Origin of the sequence: Nocardioides sp., assembly GCF_036493135.1 — a bacterium.
In the GTDB taxonomy this organism is placed as follows: Bacteria; Actinomycetota; Actinomycetes; order Propionibacteriales; family Nocardioidaceae; genus Nocardioides.
On the sequence record NZ_DASXQG010000007.1, the window covers coordinates 1 to 19,093 of the forward strand.

Annotated in this window: 15 protein-coding genes and 1 pseudogene; 8 read left to right on the forward strand and 8 right to left on the reverse strand. The window is 71.9% G+C overall.

Features of this window, described 5'->3' with window-relative positions:
- The 4 genes from VGJ24_RS00955 to VGJ24_RS00970 form a co-directional block, all read right to left on the reverse strand.
- Positions 1 to 1,041: NAD(P)/FAD-dependent oxidoreductase (locus tag VGJ24_RS00955; protein WP_331498563.1), on the reverse strand; the 1,041-nt coding region annotated here is incomplete at its 3' end.
- A gap of 129 nt (positions 1,042 to 1,170) precedes the next feature.
- Entirely contained in the window at positions 1,171 to 3,174 is a 2,004-nt protein-coding gene (locus tag VGJ24_RS00960; protein ID WP_331498565.1) for a glycosyltransferase family 39 protein, read from the reverse strand.
- A gap of 122 nt (positions 3,175 to 3,296) precedes the next feature.
- The gene (locus VGJ24_RS00965; RefSeq protein WP_331498566.1) at positions 3,297 to 4,739 is read right to left on the reverse strand and encodes a HAMP domain-containing sensor histidine kinase; all 1,443 of its coding nucleotides are present in this window, start codon (positions 4,737 to 4,739) and stop codon (positions 3,297 to 3,299) included.
- Positions 4,736 to 5,446 (reverse strand): response regulator transcription factor, encoded by a 711-nt coding sequence (locus VGJ24_RS00970; RefSeq protein ID WP_331498567.1) that lies wholly within the window; start codon positions 5,444 to 5,446, stop codon positions 4,736 to 4,738. The genes VGJ24_RS00965 and VGJ24_RS00970 overlap by 4 nt, the downstream gene beginning before the upstream one ends.
- A 116-nt stretch (positions 5,447 to 5,562) precedes the next feature.
- Here VGJ24_RS00970 and VGJ24_RS00975 point away from each other — a divergent pair, with 116 nt between their 5' ends.
- The 4 genes from VGJ24_RS00975 to VGJ24_RS00990 all read left to right on the forward strand — a co-directional run bounded on the left by VGJ24_RS00975 (position 5,563) and on the right by VGJ24_RS00990 (position 12,117).
- On the forward strand, positions 5,563 to 5,979 hold the full coding sequence (locus tag VGJ24_RS00975; protein WP_331498568.1) for a hypothetical protein: 417 nt from the start codon (positions 5,563 to 5,565) through the stop codon (positions 5,977 to 5,979).
- Positions 5,980 to 6,051: 72 nt separating this feature from the next.
- A complete protein-coding gene (gene hrpA, locus VGJ24_RS00980) occupies positions 6,052 to 9,903 on the forward strand; it encodes an ATP-dependent RNA helicase HrpA (protein WP_331498569.1) in 3,852 nt (1,283 codons plus the stop codon).
- Positions 9,904 to 9,925: 22 nt separating this feature from the next.
- Positions 9,926 to 10,525: a hypothetical protein gene (locus VGJ24_RS00985; protein ID WP_331498570.1), complete on the forward strand. Its 600-nt coding sequence runs from the start codon at positions 9,926 to 9,928 to the stop codon at positions 10,523 to 10,525.
- A 176-nt stretch (positions 10,526 to 10,701) separates the two neighbouring features.
- Entirely contained in the window at positions 10,702 to 12,117 is a 1,416-nt protein-coding gene (locus VGJ24_RS00990; protein ID WP_331498571.1) for an extracellular solute-binding protein, read from the forward strand.
- Between the two features lie 15 nt (positions 12,118 to 12,132).
- Here the strand turns inward: VGJ24_RS00990 and VGJ24_RS00995 are convergent, their stop codons facing one another.
- Positions 12,133 to 13,446: an HRDC domain-containing protein gene (locus VGJ24_RS00995; protein ID WP_331498572.1), complete on the reverse strand. Its 1,314-nt coding sequence runs from the start codon at positions 13,444 to 13,446 to the stop codon at positions 12,133 to 12,135.
- A 5-nt stretch (positions 13,447 to 13,451) separates the two neighbouring features.
- Complete coding sequence (locus VGJ24_RS01000) at positions 13,452 to 14,081, reverse strand: DUF3000 domain-containing protein (protein ID WP_331498573.1); 630 nt, start codon at positions 14,079 to 14,081, stop codon at positions 13,452 to 13,454.
- 69 nt (positions 14,082 to 14,150) lie between these two features.
- On the opposite strand from VGJ24_RS01000, the gene hemE reads away from it, so the two are divergent.
- Genes hemE through hemQ form a run of 3 tightly spaced genes read left to right on the forward strand, consistent with a single transcriptional unit; the run spans position 14,151 to position 17,279 of the window.
- Positions 14,151 to 15,173, forward strand: coding sequence for a uroporphyrinogen decarboxylase (gene hemE, locus VGJ24_RS01005; RefSeq protein ID WP_331498574.1), 1,023 nt, complete (start codon positions 14,151 to 14,153; stop codon positions 15,171 to 15,173).
- 13 nt (positions 15,174 to 15,186) lie between these two features.
- Positions 15,187 to 16,533, forward strand: a complete 1,347-nt coding sequence (gene hemG, locus VGJ24_RS01010) for a protoporphyrinogen oxidase (protein ID WP_331498575.1) — start codon at positions 15,187 to 15,189, stop codon at positions 16,531 to 16,533.
- Positions 16,534 to 16,538: 5 nt separating this feature from the next.
- Positions 16,539 to 17,279, forward strand: a complete 741-nt coding sequence (gene hemQ, locus VGJ24_RS01015) for a hydrogen peroxide-dependent heme synthase (protein WP_331498576.1) — start codon at positions 16,539 to 16,541, stop codon at positions 17,277 to 17,279.
- 48 nt (positions 17,280 to 17,327) lie between these two features.
- Here hemQ and msrB read toward each other — a convergent pair whose 3' ends face one another.
- Complete coding sequence (msrB, locus tag VGJ24_RS01020) at positions 17,328 to 17,744, reverse strand: peptide-methionine (R)-S-oxide reductase MsrB (protein WP_331498577.1); 417 nt, start codon at positions 17,742 to 17,744, stop codon at positions 17,328 to 17,330.
- Between the two features lie 62 nt (positions 17,745 to 17,806).
- Positions 17,807 to 18,481, reverse strand: a complete 675-nt coding sequence (locus VGJ24_RS01025) for a hypothetical protein (protein WP_331498579.1) — start codon at positions 18,479 to 18,481, stop codon at positions 17,807 to 17,809.
- Between the two features lie 72 nt (positions 18,482 to 18,553).
- Here VGJ24_RS01025 and VGJ24_RS01030 point away from each other — a divergent pair.
- Positions 18,554 to 19,093: pseudogene (locus VGJ24_RS01030) on the forward strand (ATP-dependent DNA ligase); the annotation flags it as partial.

A 19,093-nucleotide genomic window follows, 5' to 3' on the forward strand; every position in this document is an offset into this window, starting at 1 on the left:
CGCGATCGGCTGCTCGGTGGTCCAGAAGCCGGTGGCCACGACGATCACGTCGGCCGGGTGCTCGCCCCCGTCACCGGTGACGATCCCGGTCGGGGTGACCCGGGCGATCGGGTCGGTGACGAGGTCGACGTTCTCGCTGGCGAGGGCGGAGTAGTAGGTGTTCGAGCGCAGCACCCGCTTGCAGCCGAGCTGGAAGGTCGGCATCACCTTGGCCCGGAGCTCGGGATCCTTGATCGCCTTCCTGATGTTGATCGTCGCGGCCTTCTCGGCCGGCGCACCGAGCCTCGGCTGCCAGGTGAACGCCGGGACGTAGCCCTCGTGCGCCCAGTAGATGCCGGTGCGGTAGACCTTCGCGAGCGCCGGCACGTGGCGCAGCGCGAGCCGCTCGAGCTTCGGGTAGCGGCGGTCGTTGCGCGGGATCACCCACGGCGCGGTGCGCTGGTAGACGTCCAGGTGCGCGGCGACCTGCCGCACCTCGGGCACGATCTGGATCGCCGAGGCGCCGGTGCCGATGACCGCCACCCGCTTGCCGATGAGGTCGACCGAGTGGTCCCAGCACGCGGAGTGGAAGAGCGCGCCGGCGAAGCTGTCGATGCCCTCGATGTCCGGCAGGCGTGGCGCGGACAGGCTCCCGGTACCGGTGATCAGGGTGCGCGCGACGACCTCGCCGGACGTCGTCCGGCATCGCCAGACCTGGGCGTCGTCGTCCCAGGCGGCCCGCTCGAGCTCGGTGTGGAAGACGACCTTGTCGGTCACGCCGTACTCGCTCGCGACGCGCTGGAGGTAGGACTGGATCTCCGGTTGTGGGGAGTACGACGAGCTCCACTCGGGGTTGCGGGCGAAGGAGTAGGAGTAGAGCTGGCTGGGGACGTCGCAGCACGCGCCGGGATAGGTGTTGTCGCGCCAGGTGCCGCCGATGTCGTCGGCCTTCTCGATCACGACGAGGTCGCTCTCGCCGTCCTCGGTGAGCTTGATCGCGGCGCAGATACCGGCGAAGCCGGCGCCGACGATGAGGTGATCGACCCGCTGCGGAAGCCTCATGCCGCTCGACCGTAGTCGAATACCCGGGCCCCCGACGTGTGGTCTTGCTCGCGCCGCAGGTGGGGTAGTCCCTGACAAAACGGTCCTCCTGCGGCCGATTTCTGGACCGTTCTGTCAGGGAGTACCCGGTCAGCCGGCGGTGGTGAGGTCGTAGACGGTGACCCCGTCGACGGTCTTGGCGGTGAAGGTGGACTCGACCCACTGGGTGATCTGCGAGGCCGTGCCGCTGCCGCCCGTGCCGCCGCCGGGACCGCCTCCGAAGCCTCCGCCGAGGCCTCCACCGCCGGCGATGAAGTAGTGGATCTTGCCGGTGCCCACCCATGCCTGGAACTGCGCCAGGGTCGGGCTCGGGTCGCTGCCGTTGAATCCGCCGACCGCCATCACCGGCTGCTGGGTTGCGAGCTCGTACCCGGCCGCGCTGTTGGAGCCGATCGCCGCCGCGACCCACGTGTACGACGAGGCGTCGGCCTCGAGCAGCTCGGTCAGGGCGGTGCTCGACGTACTGCCGTCGAGCAGGCCGCCGGTGCTGGCGCCGGTGCCTGGGTTGTTGCCGGTTCCGGCGGTCGGGGGCTGACCACCGCCGATACCGAATCCCCCGGAGCTCGCCGGCCCAGCACTCGGAATGGAGCCGGAGTGGGGTGTCGTCGCCGTTGACAGGGAGTACGCCGCGGGAGCCGCCAGGCCGGAGAGCAGGGCCACGACCGCGACCGTCGTCGCGATCCTCCGCGGCAGATGCCGGACGCCGACGATCATCAGCGCGGCCGCGAAGCCCACGGTGGCGACGACGTACTTCAGCCACGGGTGCCAGGAGCCGTCCCGCGCGAGCAGCTCGAAGGCGAGCGCAGTGGTCATGGCGATGGTGAACCCGAGCACGCCCGAGGCGACCAGTGAGGTGCGGTGCTGCCAGAGCACCCAGGCGCCGATGCCGACCAGAGCGCCGATCGCGGGAGCGAGGGCAACGGTGTAGTACGGGTGGAAGATGCCCGCCATCAGGCTGAACGTCAACGCGGTCACCCCCAGCCAGCCCAGCCAGAGCGTCAGCGCCGCCTGGACCGCGCGTCGACCACGGGCGAAGCACAGGGCGGCGATGCCGAGTGCCGAGGCCGCCGGCAGCAGCCAGGCCACCTGGGTCCCGACCTCGCTGCCGAACATCCGCAGGAGACCGGTCGCGCCCCACTGTCCGCTCCCACCGAAGCCTCCTCCGCCGACCGACCCGGTCTCCGAGCCGTCGAGGCGGCCCAGGCCGTTGTAGCCGAGGGTCAGCTCGAGGATCGAGTTGTGCTGCGAGCCGCCGATGTACGGGCGGGACGCCGCCGGCCAGACCATCACGATGGCGATCCACCAGCCCGTCGCGACGAGCATCCCGGCGAACGCGGCGAGCAGGTGCAGGATCCTGCGCCGCCAGGCGACGCCGGCGAACACGGCGTACACCAGGATCAGCGCGGGCAGCACCAGGAAGGCCTGCAGCATCTTCGCCAGGAACGCCAGCCCCACCAGCACGCCGGCGAAGACGAGCCATCGGCCGGCGCGACGACCGGCATGCGACGACTCGACGGCGCGCAGGGTGGCGTACGCCGCGGCGACTAGCAGCAGGCAGAGCATCGCGTCGGGGTTGTTGAACCGGAACATCAGCACAGCCACCGGGGTCAGCGCCAGCACGGCCCCGGCGATGAGGGCGGCGACCGCGGATCCCGTCGTACGCCGGACCGTCGCGTGCAGCAGCCAGACAGCGCCCACACCTTCGAGCGCCTGCGGCACGAGGATGCTCCACGACGACAGTCCGAAGATGCGGACCGACAGGGCCATCGGCCAGATCGCCAGCGGCGTCTTGTCGACGGTGATGCTGTTCGCGGCGTCGGAGGATCCGAAGAAGAACGCCTTCCACGACGCCGACCCGGCCTGGGCAGCGGCGGAGTAGAAGGAGTTGGCCCAGCCCGATGCCCCGAGCCCCCACAGGTACAGCAGGGCGGTGGCGACGAGCAGCCCGGCGAGGGCCGCGTGGTCGGCAGGCACCTGGAACCGACCGTCGCGGCCCTCGACCGCTTGGTGTCCCCGGCGCGTGAACGCGCGTGTCGGCCGGGGACGATCTGTGGGGTGCGCGTCGCGGGCGAGCGCGGAGGTCTCGGACGTCATGGGCCCACCGTGGCCACCCCCACTGGCAGACCCCCCTCGCCCACCCATGGACCGTCTGTGAAGGGGTAGTCCCTGACGTTTCCGTTCGATCTGGTGCGGATCTCGAACGGAAACGTCAGGGACTACCCCTTCAAAGACACCGTGATCGTGGTGGAGCCGGGGCGGGAGTCGAGGGAGACCGAGCCGCCGTGGGCGGTGACGATCGCGTCGACGAGCGAGAGGCCGAGGCCGGCACCGCCTTCGGCACCCCCTTCGGCACCGCCGTCGGTGCCACCCGGTGTGCGCGTGCGTGAGACGTCACCGCGCACGAACCGCTCGAACGCCGTGGCCGCGAGGTCCGGTGGGAACCCCGGGCCGTCGTCGTGCACCGAGAGGCCGTACGACGTGCCGGTCACGGTCACCGTGGTGCCCGCCGGGGTGTGCTTGCGGGCGTTGGTGAGCAGGTTGCTGACGACCTGGTGCAGGCGCTCGCCGTCGCCGGTCACCTCGACCGACTCCTCGGGGAGGTCCAGCCGCCAGTGGTGGTCGGGCGCGACCACGCGCGCATCAGAAACGGCCTCGACCAACAGGCGCGACAGGTCGACCGACTCGCTCGCCAGCGGCCGGCCGGAGTCGAGCCGGGCCAGCAGCAGGAGGTCCTCGACCATCGCCGTCATCCGCGCCGACTCCTCCTCGACCTTTCCGAGCGCGGTCGTCACGGCCGCCGAGTCGTCCGGCCGGCGCCGGGCCAGCTCGGTGTACCCGGCGATCGTGGTCAGCGGTGTACGTAGCTCGTGCGACGCGTCGGCGACGAACTGCCGCACCTGCTGCTCGCTCTCGTGCCGCTGCGCCAACGAGGACTCGACGTGCACCAGCAACGTGTTCAGGGCCGACCCGACCTGGCCCACCTCGGTCCGCGCGTCCGTCAGGTGCTCGGGTACCCGGGGTGCGATCGCGATCTCGCCCTCGGCCAGCGGAAGCCCGGCGACGGTGTGCGCGGTCGCGGCGACCTCGCGCAACGGCCGCAGCTGACGGCGTACGACGACCAGCGCGGCCGCGCCGGCACCGAGCACCGCGAGCAGGGCGAGCAGGACCTCCCACCAGATCAGGTTCGAGACGACGTCGTCGACATTGTTGGTCGGCAGCGCCGTCACCACCGTCGTTCCGTTGAAGTCCTGTGCCACGGCTCGGTAGGAACCCAGGCCGGTGATGACCACACCGTGTGGCGCTTGGTCTGTGGGGACATCCTCGAGCTGGGCGAGCTGGGACTGCGCCAGGTCGCTGCGAAAGGCCCCGCGGCCCCTCTGGTCTGCCAGCCAGCCCTGGTCCGGGCCGGAACTCGGCAGGATCGCGGTCACGGTGCCGACCTGGGTGCCGAGTCCGGGCCCCGGTCCCTCGGGTCCGGAGCCCCGGAGACCGAGCACGGTGCGTGCCATGGTGTCCTGCACCTGCTGGTCCAGCTGGTCGGTCAGGTAGCTGCGCATCGCCAACGTCGTCACCGTCCCGATCAGCACCGACACCAGCAGCACCAACGCCACGGTCGTCACGACCAGGCGCGAGGTGAGCGAGGCGAGAGCCTGCTTCATGAGACCGGCTTCAGCACATACCCCGCGCCGCGCATGGTGTGGATCATCGGCTCGCGCCCGGCGTCGATCTTCTTGCGCAGGTAGGAGATGTACAGCTCGACGACGTTGGCCTGACCGCCGAAGTCGTAATTCCAGACCCGGTCCAGGATCTGCGCCTTGGACAGCACGCGCTTCGGGTTGCGCATCAGGAAGCGCAGCAGCTCGAACTCGGTCGCGGTCAGCATGACCTCGTCACCCGCACGCCGTACCTCGTGGCTGTCCTCGTCGAGCTCGAGGTCGCCGACGGTGAGTACCGAGTCGGACTCGGCTCGACGGGCGCCGGTACGTCGCATCAGGCCGCGCAGCCGCGCGACCAGCTCCTCGAGCGAGAACGGCTTGGTCACGTAGTCGTCGCCGCCAGCGGTCAGCCCGGCGATCCGGTCCTCGACCGAGTCGCGGGCGGTCAGGAACACCACGGGGACGTCGGGATCGGTCGTCCGCATCCGGCGGAGCACCTCGAGCCCGTCGAAGTCGGGCAGCATCATGTCCAGCACGACCGCGTCCGGGCCGAACGTCCTCGCATTCGAGACGGCCTTCGCGCCGGTGTGCGCCATCGAGACCTCGAAACCCTCGTACCTCAGTGCCATGCTGATCAGCTCGGCGATGTTGATCTCGTCGTCGACGACGAGCACGCGCAGAGGTGAGCCGTCGGGGCGGGTGAGCTCCATGCCCTCAGTGTGGGCACTGACGCTGTGCGTTCTCTGTGAGCGCCCTGTCCGCGAGACACGACACGCTCTGACAAAATCCACAGGTCCGGCACAGCAAGCCCGCCCAGACTCCTGACATGAGCGACGACGAGACCCGGCCCATCGAGCCGGACGCACCGGTGCCACCGCCGATCACCCCTGAGACAGATGAGCCGCAGGCCGCCGCCCCGGCGTACGCCATGCCCCTCCCGGTCGGCTACCCGGCGTACGGCGTGCCCCCGGCGCAGCCCCGCCCACGTTTCGCCGACCAGGTGCTCGGCATGCGTGCCGTCGTCGCCGTCGCCCTCGCCTGCCTGATCATCGGCGGCCTGAGCGGTTTCATCCTCGGTCACGCTTCCGCGAGCGACGACCAACGCTTCGGGCGCGCGCCCGGTGGCTTCTTCCAGCAGCGCGCCTTCCCGGAGGGACCGGGCTTCGGCAACGGGTCGCAGAACCAGCAGACTCCTCCGTTCGGCCCGGGCCAGAGTCAGGGTCAGGGCCAGAACGGACGCTGATCCACGCGCCGGGCTCCGGCTGGGAATCGCGTTGCGGTGGCCCACCGGCGGTGAGGGAGAATCGCCGACGTTGTGGACATCTCTTTCCCGGCCGAGCTGCCGATCAGTGGGCGGCGCGCCGACATCGAGGCGGCGATCCGGGACCACCAGGTCGTCGTCGTCGCCGGCGAGACCGGGTCGGGCAAGACCACCCAGCTGCCGAAGATCTGCCTCGAGCTGGGTCGAGGGCAGGGCCGGGGAGCCGGCGGTCGCGGCGGCCTGATCGGGCACACCCAACCCCGCCGGATCGCGGCCCGCTCCGTGGCCGAGCGGCTCGCCTCGGAGCTGAGGACCGAGCTGGGCACCGAGGTCGGGTACCAGGTGCGCTTCACCGACCGCACCTCGCGCGACACCCGGGTGAAGGTGATGACCGACGGCATCCTGCTCGCCGAGCTCCAGCGCGACCGTGAGCTACGCCGTTACGACACGATCATCATCGACGAGGCCCATGAGCGGAGCCTCAACATCGACTTCCTGCTCGGCTACCTCAGGCGCCTGCTGCCGAGACGGCCCGACCTGAAGCTGGTCATCACCTCGGCCACCATCGACCCCGAGCGGTTCGCCGCCCACTTCGCCGACCGGGACGGGCGCGCCGCGCCGATCATCGAGGTCTCCGGTCGCACGTATCCGGTCGAGATCCGCTACCGGCCGTTGATCGACCTGCCCGACGAGGAGGACGACGAGGGGGAGGCCGTCGTCCGCGACCAGACCGAGGCGATCGTCGACGCCGTACGCGAGCTGTCCCGCGAGGGCTCCGGCGACGTCCTGGTGTTCCTGCCGGGGGAGCGCGAGATCCGCGACACCGCCGACGCTCTCTCCGACGTGAAGCCGGACCCGGGTCGCACGCTCGAGATCGTCCCGCTCTTCTCGCGGCTGTCGGCGGCCGAGCAGCACCGCGTCTTCTCCTCCCACCCGCAGACGACCAGACGCGTCGTCCTCGCCACCAACGTCGCGGAGACGTCACTGACCGTCCCCGGCATCCGGTACGTCGTCGACACCGGCGTCGCGCGCATCTCGCGCTACTCCATGAAGACCAAGGTGCAGCGGCTCCCGATCGAGGCGATCAGCCGGGCCTCGGCCCAGCAGCGCTCCGGCCGTTGCGGCCGGGTCGAGGCCGGCATCGCGATCCGCCTGTACTCCGAGGAGGCCTTCGAGAGCCGCCCGGAGTTCACCGACCCCGAGATCCTGCGTACCAACCTCGCCTCGGTGATCCTTCAGATGTCGTCGCTCGCTCTCGGCGACATTGCCCGGTTCCCCTTCGTCGAGCCGCCGGACCGACGCCAGGTGACCTCCGGCGTGCAGCTCCTCGAGGAGCTCGGTGCGTTGGCGGACGAGGGGCGCCTGACCCGAGTCGGCCGACGCCTCGCCCGGCTCCCGATCGACCCGAGGCTGGGCCGGATGATCCTCGAGGCCGAGCGCCTCGGCTGCGTCCGCGAGATCCTGGTCATCTCCGCGGCGCTCTCGCTGCAGGACCCCCGCGAGCGCCCGCTCGAGCAGCAGGCGCAGGCCGACCAGCTCCACGCCCGGTTCAAGGACCCGACGTCCGACTTCCTGACCTGGCTCAACCTCTGGCGTCACCTGCGCGGCCAGCAGCAAGAGCTGTCGAGCAGTGCGTTCCGCCGGATGTGTAAGCGCGAGTACCTCAACTACCTCCGCGTCCGTGAGTGGCAGGACTTCGAGTCCCAGCTCCGGCAGGTCTGCCGCGAGCTGAAGGTCGACCTGGGCCGCCCCGACGGACGTCATACGAAACGGTCGTTAGAACAACCAGAACGTATGACGTCCGAGGGGGCGGCGTACGACGCCGACGGCATCCACCAGGCCCTGCTGTCGGGGCTGCTGTCGCACGTGGGCGCCCTGGAGGAGCGCGAGCGGCGACAGCCGGGGCAACGCGGCCCACGCGTCCCACGCGGCCCGCGGGAGTACCTCGGGGCCCGCGGCACGAGGTTCGCGATCTTCCCCGGAAGCGGGCTGCGCGGGAAGAACCCGGCCTACCTGATGGCAGGCGAGCTGGTCGAGACCGGCCGCCTCTGGGCCCGGCAGAACGCCGCGATCCGGCCCGAGTGGGCCGAGCAGCTCGGCGGCCACCTGGTGAAGCGCACCTACAGCGAGCCCCACTGGTCGAAGAAGCGCGCGGCCGTGATGGCCTACGAGCGCGTCACGTTGTACGGCGTGCCGCTGGTCACCGACCGGCTCGTGCAGTACGGCCGCATCGACCGCGAGCTGAGCCGCGAGCTGTTCATCCGGCACGCCCTCGTGGACGGCGAGTGGTCGAGCCACCACCGCTTCCTCGCGGAGAACCAACGCCTGCTCGAGGAGGCCGAGGAGCTCGAGCACCGCGCCCGACGCCGCGACATCGTCGTCGACGAGCAGACCCTGTTCGACTTCTACGACGCCCGGCTCGGCGCCGAGGTCGTCAGCGGTGCCCACTTCGACACCTGGTGGAAGAAGGAGCGGCAGCGCCGGCCGGACCTGCTCACCTTCGACCCGGCGATGCTCACCCACGACAACGCCGAGGAGGTGCGCGAGGAGGACTACCCGGAGTCGTGGCAGCAGGGCGAGAGCCTGACCTTCCCGATCAGCTACCACTTCGAGCCCGGCGCCGCCGATGACGGCCTCACCATCGACGTGCCGGTGGCCACCCTCAACCGGGTCGCCGCCGACGACTTCTCCTGGAACGTCCCGGGCGTCCGGCAGGAGCTGGTCACCAGCCTGATCCGGAGCCTGCCCAAGAACCTGCGGGTCTCGTTCGTGCCGGCCCCCGACAGGGCGCGGGAGTTCCTGGGGTCGGTCCCACCCGGCGAGGAGCCGCTGCTCGACGCGCTCGAGCGATGGGCCCGGTCGACGACGGGCGTCGTCATCCCCCGCGAGTCCTGGGACTGGACCAAGGTGCCCGCCCACCTCCAGCCGACCTACCGCGTGCTCGGCGACGACGGCGACGAGCAGGCCCGCGGCAAGGATCTCGACGCGCTCAAGGCTCCCCTGGAGGAGCAGTTCGACGCGGCCTTGACGGCCGTCGCCGGCGACAGCGGGTACGGCGCGACCGGCCAGACCGAGTGGACGTTCGGCGAGCTGCCGACAGAGATCCTCCAGCGCCGGGCCGGCCACGAGGTGCTGGCCTACCCGGCGGTCCTCGACGAGGGCGAGACCGTCGGGCTCGGCGTGTTCGGCTCGGCGGAGGAGGCGACGGCCCGCCACCGACGCGGCGTCCGACGGCTCCTGCTGCTGGCGCTGCCCTTCCCGACCGACCCGACCGGGCCCCTCGACACCACGCAGCGCCTGGGCCTCGCGGGCTCGCCTTACGCCTCGGTCGATGAGCTGCTCGACGACGTCCGCGCCGCCGTGTTCACCGACGTCGTCGACGCGCACCCTCCCGCCCGGACTCCGGAGTCGTACGACGCGCTGGCAGCGGCCGCTCGCGACGCCCTGGCCGAGCGCACCGGCCGGGTGGTCCTCGACGTGCTGCGCGTCCTCGCGGACTGGCGCGAGACCGACCGCGCGCTCAGCGGCCGCGCCGAGCTCGCCACCCTTCCTGCCCTGCAGGACATGCGCGAGCAGCTGGCGCGGCTCGTGACCGGTGGCTTCCTCGGTGAGGCCGGGGCCGCCCGGCTGCGACGCTTCCCGAAGTACCTCCTGGCGATCCGGCTCCGCCGCGAGCACCTCGACGACAAGGTCGCCCGCGACCGACAGCTGATGGACCAGGTGCGACCGCTCGACGAGGCCTACCTCCACCAGGTGGCCGCGCTACAGGAAGGGCGTCCACCGGGCGACACGTTGCGCCGGGCGCGCTGGATGCTCGAGGAGTATCGGGTCTCCCTCTTCGCCCAGCAGCTCGGCACCGACGCACCTGTCAGCGACCAACGCATCCGGAAGCTGCTCGCGAGCTGAGCTGGGTCGCTACCGTGGACCGGTGACCCAACGTCCGCACCACCGCCCGCTGACCCCGGGCGATCGGTTCTTCGAGGGCCTCGAGGCCGACGACCTCGACCCCCTCCGCCTCGCCGAGGCGGCCGACCGTGCGGCGTACCTCCTCGTGCGCGGTGCTCGCGACTCCGGTGACAGCGAGATCGCCGAGCGGGTGCTCCACCTCGCGGACACCGAGGGGATCGAGGCGATCGCCGAGGTCTGGGCCGGTCGCCCGGCCGAGACGATCGCCGGCTGCCTGTGGCGGCTGTACCTCCTCCGCTCCTGGGTGTACGCCGACCCGGTCGGCGTGGCGCGGGAGTTCGAGGCCGGGCGTGATCGCGCGGCCGTCCACGGGGTCGTGGCCGGGGTGGCCGACCCACCGGGCCCCGACGAGCTGCGGGCGATGGTCGACCAGGTGCTGCTCGGCATCGCCGGCAGCGACTTCGCCGACGTCCTTCTGCGCGCCGCGGCGTTCGCCCGGGTGGTCGCCACCGGTCGCGTCGAGCTCCCCGAAGGAGACACCGTCGCGGCCGCCCGGATCCAGGCCGTCGCCGACCAGCTGGACCGCGCCGCCCGCCTGGAGCTCGCGGGCGGACTCTCCTAGGGCGCGCCTGCGGACAACGGGAACACCGAGGGCCGTCCCCTCGTTACAATGTCCGCGAGTGTGCCGGGCCGCGGCAGCCCCGGGTCCCAACATCAGCCGCTTCGAGCGGCCACGCGCCGTGAGGCGCTCCCGGTCCGGCGCACTCCTTGTTTCCCCGGGCCGTTAGGGTTTCGGCCGTGCGGGAGAGTGCGGGGCGGATCAGCCAGCGGGCCTCCGTCCTAGCCGCCGCAGCGTTGCTCAGCACCGGTCTCCTGGCCGCCTGCGACTCGTCCGGGTCCTCGTCCGCGACCTCGTCCGCGACCTCGTCCGCGACCTCGTCACCGAGCGTTCCGCCCACCTCGGCCCCCTCGACGTCCGCCCCGCCACAGCTGCCGCCGGAGACGCTCACCTTCGGGGTGACCGGCTCGGCGGGCGAGATCGACCAGTTCAAGACGATGGCCGAGACCTACGCGCCGCTCTCACGCAAGGTCACGGTCAAGGTCGAGTCGTGGCCGAACGACGCGGCCATGCTCGCGGCATTCCGCAACGGGGAGCAGGTCCCTGACGTCTTTCTCGCGAACCGCCGCCACCTGCCCTACCTGATCCAGCACCAGCTCGTGCAGCCGGTCGACCAGCTGCTCGACGACCGGGGCTTCGACTTCGGTGACGAGTACCCGCGCAGCAGCCTGACCGCGTTCGGCGCCGACAACCGCCTGGAGTGCCTCCCGTACGGCGTACAGCCCGCGGTGGTCTTCTACAACAAGAAGCTGGTCAAGTTCGGCCAGATGCGGAACGACCCGCCCCAGCCCGGCCAGGGCTGGTCCCTCGATCAGTTCGCGGCGGCCGGGCGCTGGGCCGTGAACCACCACCCGGGCATCGCCGGGATCTACCTCGCCCCCGACCTGACCAGCATCGCGCCGTTCGTGTACTCCGGGGGCGGCGCCCTCTTCGACAACGTCACCAACCCGACAACGCTGGCGCTGTCCGAGGACCCCAACATGCAGTCGCTGACCCAGACCGTGCGGGCGCTGCACACTCCCGGGTCGACGCTGACCCGGGCCCAGCTGGAGAAGCACACGCCGATCGAGTGGTTCGCCCGCGGGAAGCTGGCGCTGCTCGAGGGATCTCGGCGGATGGTCCCCGATCTCCGGGCCGCCCCGGGGCTCGACTTCGACGTGATGCCGATGCCCAGCCTCGGCACCTCGGCCACGGTCGGCAACCTCACCGGGCTGTGTCTTTCGCAGCACCCGAGCGACGCCGCGACGGCGGCCGACTTCCTGGTCTACGCCAGCTCGCCCGGTGCCCTCGCCCTGGTGTCGTTCGGCGGGTATCTCCAGCCGGCAAACCAGACGGTGGCACTCTCCGACGCGTTCCAGCAGCCCGGCCGGCTGCCTCAGCACGCCTCCGTCTTCACCTTCAGCGTGAAGAGCATGGTCTACCCGCCGGTCGTCGAACAGATGGACGACCTCGACCTGGCCGTGGACCCGATGCTGGAGACGATGCTGCGAGGCACGCCGGCCGAGGTCCCGAGGACGACGCGCCAGATCGACCGCGCGTCGTTCCGGGTCATCGGACCGCGGCTCGGCCCCAGCGCCGGGCCCTCGCCGGGCTGAGCGCTCGGCGGGAGGTCAGCCGGCGACCCGGGCGGCGGTGACGGCGTCGGCCAGCATCGGCGCGGTCAGCTCGACCTGCCAGTCCCGCGCGCCGAGCTCGCGCAACTGCGCGCCGACGGCGTCGACGTCGGCACCGGCGGGCTCCCACATCACCCTGCGAACCGTGTCCGGTGCCAGGAGGTTCTCGGCAGGGACCTGGTGCTCCTCCGAGAGCTTGGCCATCCCGTCGCGGGCGAACGCCAGGCGCTCGGCCGCCACGGGGTCGCGCTCGGCCCAGGCACGAGGCGCGGGAGGGCCGTCGGTACGCGGTGCACGCACCGGCAGGTCCGCTTCGGGCATCTCGCGTGCTCGACGGAGGGCGTCCAGCCACCGGTCGGCGTACCTCGCGGCGCCACGCCCGTGGAAGCCCTTGGTCGACAGGAGGTCGGCGCGGGTGGCCGGGTCGACCAGGGCGGCCGCCACGATCGCGTTGTCGCCGATGATCCGTCCGGGCGACACGTCGCGGGACCGGGCCAGCTCGTCGCGCTCCTCCCACAGCTCGCGAACAGCGCCGAGCAGACGCCGGCCGCGGACCTTGTGGAGCCCGGAGGTACGTCGCCACGGCTCGTGGCGGACAAGCGGCGTGAACCCGCGCAGCGCGTCGAACTCCTGACGCGCCCACTCCTCCTTGCCCGCCTCGCGCAGCTCACGGGTGAGCACCTCTCGGAGCTCGAGCAGCACCTCCACGTCGAGCGCGGCGTACTCCAGCCAGGGGGTGGGCAGCGGACGGGTCGACCAGTCGGCGGCGGAGTGCTCCTTCTTCATCCGTTCGCCGAGAAGCGTCTCGACCAGCGTGGCCAGACCGACCCGGGGGTAGCCGAGGAGCCGGCCGGCCAGCTCGGTGTCGAACAGCGCCGCCGGCGTCAGGCCGACCTCGTTGAGGCACGGCAGGTCCTGGGTGGCCGCGTGCAGGATCCACTCGGCGCCGGTCAGGGCCTGCTGCAGCGGGTCCAGGGAGTCGAAGCCGATCGGGTCGATCAGGAACGTGCCGGCGCCCTCACGGCGGAGCTGGATCAGGTAGGCGCGCGAGGAGTAGCGGTAGCCGGAGGCGCGCTCGGCGTCGATCGCGACCGGCCCGGCGGCCGCGGCCAGCGCCCGGCAGGCCTCGGCGAGAGCGGGCGGGGTGTCGCTGAGCGGCGGCAGGCCGTCCCGGAGCTCGAGCAGGGGGGCCGGCGGTTCCTCCGGCACGTCCGGCGCCGACGGTGCGGCGTCCGGCGCCTGCCCCGGCTGGGCGTTCGTGCCCTCGTCGGCGGCCGGTGCGCGGGATGCGTGGTCCGAGTCTGGTGTCATGAGTGTCAGTGACCGGCACCGCGCCGGCCACGACCACGACGGCTGGGCATGGCGGTGACGCCCTCGGGGACCGGCGGCAGGCCCGCCGCCGTACACAGTAGTTCGCCCCATGCCTCGACGTGCCCCGTGATGTCGAGACGACCCTCGACCAGCTGGGGGGTCCACGACGCGCGGATCTCGATCTGCGCACTGCCGGAGTCCTCCGACATCGCGCCGAAGCTGTCGGTCGCCACCCGGGTGACCGTCCCGGAGGCCGCGGCGTACGACGCGCCGTGCGCCGCCAGCGCCTCGGTGAGCCACGACCACCCGACCTCGGCCAGCGCGGGGTCGGTGATCATCTCCAGCTCGATCTCGGCGCGGGCATAGGCGACGCAGCGGAAGGTGCCGTCCCAGGAGTCGTTCCCGGCGGGGTCGTGGAGCAGGATGATCCGCCCGGTGCTGAGGTCGTTTCCGTCGACGGTGACGTCGGCGCTGAGCGCCGCGGCGTACGGCGCGATGCGTTGGGGCGCGGGCATCGGCTCGGCGAGCACCTCGGGCCGCAGGCGTGCCTCATTCATGGCGTGCACCGCGTCGGTGAACTCCGGAGGGTCTGGCGGCGGGCCCGAACCCGGGCGCGCCTCGCTACCCACGACCATGAGGTCACAGTAGGCCGGTGCTCGGTGGCCGATGTGCGCACACGCCGGGTGGGGTGCCAGCATTCGCCCATGACCTCCCCCCGTGACGGCGCGTTCCTGCGCGCGACCCGTGGGGAGGCGGTCGACCACACGCCGGTCTGGTACATGCGTCAGGCGGGGCGCTCCCTGCCGGAGTACCTGAAGGTCCGCGAGGGCGTCGGGATGCTCGAGTCGTGCATGAACCCCGACCTGGTCACCGAGATCACCCTCCAGCCGGTGCGGCGGTACGGCGTGGACGCCGCGATCTTCTTCTCCGACATCGTGCTGCCGCTCAAGGCCGTCGGCGTCGACCTCGACATCGTGCCCGGGGTCGGTCCGGTCGTGGCACGGCCGGTGCGCACGCTCGAGGACGTCGCGGCGATCCCCGACCTGACGCCCGGGCATGTTCGGTTCACGACGGCCGCGATCAGGTCTCTGGTCGCCGAGCTCGGGCCGACCCCGCTGATCGGCTTCGCCGGCGCGCCGTTCACGGTCGCGTCGTACCTCGTCGAGGGCGGGCCGTCGAAGGACCACGCACTGACCAAGGCGATGATGTACGGCGCGCCTGACGTCTGGGACGCGCTGCTCGGCAAGATCGCCGGCATCTCCGCGGCGTACCTCCGGGTGCAGGTCGAGGCCGGCGCCTCGGCGGTCCAGCTCTTCGACTCCTGGGCGGGCGCGCTCACGCCCGACGACTACCGGCGCTCGGTGCTGCCGCACTCGGCCGCCGTGCTCGCTGCGGTCGCCGGGCTGGGCGTGCCGCGGATCCACTTCGGCGTCGGGACCGGCAGCCTGCTGCCGCTGATGGCCGGGGCCGGCGCCGACGTCGTGGGTGTGGACTGGCGTACGCCGCTGGCCTCCGCGATCCCGCTGGTCGGCGACCGCGCCGTGCAGGGCAACCTCGACCCGACCCTGGTGCTCGCGCCGACCGAGGTGATGACGTCCCGCGCCGCGGAGATCATCGACGCGGGCCGGACGGCGAAGGGGCACGTGTTCAATCTCGGGCACGGCGTGCTGCCGTCGACGGATCCGGACCAGCTGAAGCGGCTGACGGAGTTCGTGCAGGGCTACTGAGGGAGTGGAGGCCGTGGTCGACGAGCGCCCCGACGCCGTAGTGGTGGGCGCCGGCATCGCCGGACTTGCCGCAGCGCGCGACCTGGCCGCCGCCGGGCTGTCGGTGCTGGTGCTCGAGAGCTCGCCCGACGTGGGTGGCAAGCTCCGGCTGGCCACGGTGGCCGGCGTCGAGATCGACGTCGGGGCCGAGTCGATGCTGGCTCGGCGCCCGGAGGCCGTGGGTCTCGCCACGGAGCTGGACGTCGAGCTCGTGCACCCCGCCTCGGGCTCGTCGCAGCTGTGGACCCGAGGAGAACTCCGTCCGCTGCCGCGCACGCTGCTCGGCGTACCACTGGACCTGGCCGACCTGGCGGCCTCGGGGGTGCTCTCCGACGACGGCCTCGAGCGCGCCACGCACGAGACCGCACTGCCCTTGGGGGACCATGACGTCTCGGTCGCCGAGCTGCTCGGGTCTCGGCTCGGACCGGAAGTAGTGGATCGACTGACCGACCCGCTCCTCGGCGGGGTGTACGCCGGCCACGCCTCGAACCTGTCAGCGGACGCGGCCATCCCCCAGGTCGTCGCGCTCCTGCGGGAGCACGGATCGCTGCTGGCGGCCGCGGCCGCCGTGCCACCGGCGTCGGACGCTCCGGTGTTCGCCGGGATCGAGGGCGGAGTCGGACTGCTGCCGAAGCGCCTCGCGGCCGGCCTCGACGTCCGCACCTCGGCGCCCGCGCGCGAGCTCGTGCGGACGTCGACGGGCTTCCGGCTGACGATCGGGTCGACCCGCTCCCCGGAGATCCTGGAGACGGGGCGCGTGGTGCTGGCGACGCCGGCCGCGCCGACGTCTCGCCTGCTCGCGGACGTCGCTGCGGAGGCCGCGCGCGAGCTCGCTGCGGTCGAGTACGCGTCGATGGCGATCGTCACGCTCGCGGTGCCCGGGTTGAAGGTCGGCGACTCCTCGGGGTTCCTCGTCCCCGCGGTCGACGGGCGGCGGATCAAGGCTGCGACGTACTCCTTCTCGAAGTGGAGCTGGGTCGGGGAGGCCTCGGACCTGCGCATCCTGCGGGCGTCGATCGGCCGGCACCGCGAGGAGGCGTCCTTGCAGGCCACGGACGACGAGCTGGTGGCGCGGGTGGTCGCCGACCTCGTGCTCGCGACGGACCAGGTGATCCGGCCGGTCGAGGCACACGTGCAGCGCTGGGGTGGCGCGCTGCCGCAGTACGCCGTCGGCCATCTCGACCGGGTGGCGCGCATCCGGGCCGCGATCGGGACCGTGCCGGGCCTGGTGCTGTGCGGCGCGGCGTACGACGGTGTCGGGATCCCGGCCGTGATCGGGTCCGCCCGCCGGGCGGCGGCTTCGCTGCTCGCGGCAGAATGAGGGGCATGGCCCAGTCATCCGAACCGCCGACGAAGGACCAGACGAACGCGGCTCGCACCCGCGAGCTGAACGACACCGTCCGTTACACGATGTGGTCGGTGTTCCGGCTCGACGAGTCGTTCGGGTCGGCTGATCGGGGTGCCGACCGTGGTGCGGAGGCGGCCGAGGTCGAGGAGCTGTTCGAGAAGCTCGCCGCCGACGACGTGGTGGTGCGGGGCACGTACGACGTGTCGGGCATCCGCGCGGACGCCGACGTCATGATCTGGTGGCACGCGGCCACCAGCGAGCAGCTCCAGTCGGCGTACAACCGTCTGCGGAGCACGGCGTTCGGCCGGCGGCTCGCTCCGGTCTGGTCGCAGATGGCGCTGCACCGGCCGGCGGAGTTCAACAAGAGCCACCTCCCGTCGTTCCTCGCCGAGGAGGAGGCGCGCGCCCACGTGTGCGTCTACCCGTTCGTGCGCTCCTACGAGTGGTACCTCCTCGAGGACGCCGAGCGCCGCAACCTGCTCGCCGAGCACGGCCGGATGGCGCGCGACTACCCCGACGTCCGGGCCAACACCGTCTCGAGCTTCGCGCTCGGCGACTACGAGTGGATCCTGGCGTTCGAGGCCGACGACCTGTCCCGCATCGTCGACCTGATGCGTCATCTCCGCGGCTCGGAGACGCGTCGGCACGTCCGCGCGGAGACCCCGTTCTACACCGGAGCCCGCACCCCGGTCGGCGACCTCCTCGCCCGCCTCCCCTGAGCCGGCGTACGCCCCATGTCACGCGGGGCTGTCACCGCGGAAGTGCCGTCAGGCGCGCTCGGCGGGCGCGTCGGCGGGTGCGAGGGTGAGCGAGATCGAGTTGATGCAGTAGCGGTCGCCGGTGGGGGTGCCGTAGCCGTCGGGGAAGACGTGCCCGAGGTGGGAGCCGCAGTTGGCGCACCGGACCTCGACCCGCTTCATCCCGTGGGAGACGTCCTCGATGTACTCCACGGTGTCGGTGATCGGCTGGTAGAAGCTCGGCCAGCCGCAGCCGGAGTGGAACTTCGTGTCGGACTCGAAGAGCCTGGTCCCGCACGCCTTGCACGAGTAGACGCCCTTGGTCTCGGTGTCGGTGTACGCACCGACGAACGGCCGTTCGGTGCCGGCCTCGCGGAGTACGGCGTACTCCTCCGGCGAGAGCTCCTCGCGCCACTGCTCGTCGGTCTTCTCCACCTGGTAACCCATGCCTCCACGGTAGTCGCCGACACCAGAGCCGGGCAGCCCGCCGAGTGACGAAAGCGTGACGGTCAGCGCATCCAGACCCGCTGTGGGCCGAGCGGCGTGAAGCCGGCGGCCACCATCGCGTCCAGCTCGGCGCCCTCGGCGAAGTCGGTGACCGGCCGGCCCGGATGCAGCACCGCCACCGCGGCGAGCACCCCGGTTGACGTCGCCACCGCGCCCGCACCCCAGCCGTTCGAGAGCCCCACGACATCACCGGCGTCGTGCGTGACGGCACCGCCCGCGAGCGCGCCGTCCTGACGGCAGGCCAGGATCCGGAACCGAGGGTGGTCCAGCACGGCCGGCGGCAGCACGTCCGTGTAGTCGTGAGCGGCGGCCCACTCCGCCAGCTCCTCGACGGTGTCGACCACCGACCAGCCCTCCGGCAGCCGGTCCGGCGTCTCACCCACGGGGCCTCGGTGGACCCACCGGGCATCGATCAGGAGCTCGAAACCGTGTCGTTCCGGCTCGAGGTCGCCGAAGGAGTCGGCGACCGCACAGTGCTCGAGGCTCTCGACCGCACGCACGACCCGCTCGGTGCCGATGCCCGGCTCCAGGGTCTTCACCGCCGAGTGCCAGGGCGGCGGAGGACCGAGCGCGGACCAGAGCCCGTCGTCGACCCGCACCGGGACGCCGTGCAGGGCGAACACGTCGTCGTACCACTGTCGGCTCGCGTCGACCGCTGCCCGCAACCGCGGATCCATGCCGCCATTCTGCCGGGTCATCGTCGTACCGCGTGAACTCCTGCCGGGTCAGCGGGCGGATAGCCTGGCCGCATGCCCAAGACACCCGCAGCGGAGGTACAGGCCGGGGGACGGGCGGTGCGGGTGAGCAGCCCAGACCGGGTGATCTACCAGGCGACGGACCGCACTCCCGAGGTCTCCAAGCTGATGGTGGCGGAGTTCTTCGCGAGCGTGGACGACGGCCTGATGCGGGCACTGCGCCACCGGCCGACCGCCCTCGAGCGGTGGACCTCCGGGGTCCGCCCGGGGATGAAGCTCGCGACCGGCCCGATGGACAAGGACGCGGACGCGTTCTACCAGAAGCGCGTGCCCAAGGGAGCGCCCGACTACCTCGAGTCGGTCCAGGTGACGTTCCCGTCCGGACGCACCGCCGACGAGATCTGCCCGACCGAGATCGCGGTGCCGGTCTGGTGTGCGCACATGGGTGCGCTGACGTTCCACCCGTGGCCGGTCCGTCGTGACGACGTCGACCGCCCCGACGAGCTCCGCATCGACCTCGACCCCCAGCCCGGTACGACGTTCGCGGACGCCGTGCGGGTGGCCCTGGTCGCCCAGGAGCTGCTGGAGGAGCTC